The organism is Neisseria sp. P0021.S005, from assembly GCF_051956955.1.
In genome coordinates this window covers 1-658 of sequence record NZ_JBQCWY010000852.1, presented here as the reverse complement: position 1 = coordinate 658, position 658 = coordinate 1, and the positions used below count along the sequence as shown (strand labels likewise).

Genomic DNA, 658 nt, shown 5'->3' with positions numbered 1-658 from the left:
ACCCCACAAACACCCCAACCCCCACACCAACCCCACCAAAACCAAAACACCCCCAAACATCGCAAAACCCAACACCACCCAAACCCCCCCCAACAACCAAACCACCAAACCCACCACCAAAAACAACACCAAACACACCACAAAACACAACACCACCACCCCCCCCACAAACCCCACCCACAAAACCCCCAACCAACAAAACACCAACCCAAAAAAAACCAAACCAACCACCACCAACCCACCAACCCCCCCACAAACCAACAAAAAAAAAAACACCACCAAACCCAACCACCCAAACCCACCACCCAAACCACCACCCACCCACACCAAAACCCCAACCACCCCAACCAAAACCAACACCAAACAAACCCAAACCAACAAACCCACCCCACCCACCAACCCACCCAAAAAACAAACCACCACCCCCCACCCACCCCCCCACAAACACACCCCCCCCAAACCAACACAACAACCAACAACCAACACAAACCACCACAAACCAAATACACCAACATGCGACCTGGCTTTAGTTACGAATGCGCCTTCAATGAAGGACAGCAAAGCGATTTCGGCGGGCATATTGCGTTTTTTAACTTCATTGACAATATGATAGATATAAGGTTTGCTGCGGGAGATGGCGCGGTCGAAATATGCACTG

General features: G+C 51.2%; 1 pseudogene. It reads right to left on the bottom strand.

The features are described 5' to 3' along the window. Window positions 1–658, bottom strand: a pseudogene (locus ACTHUE_RS19775) (hypothetical protein); the annotation flags it as partial.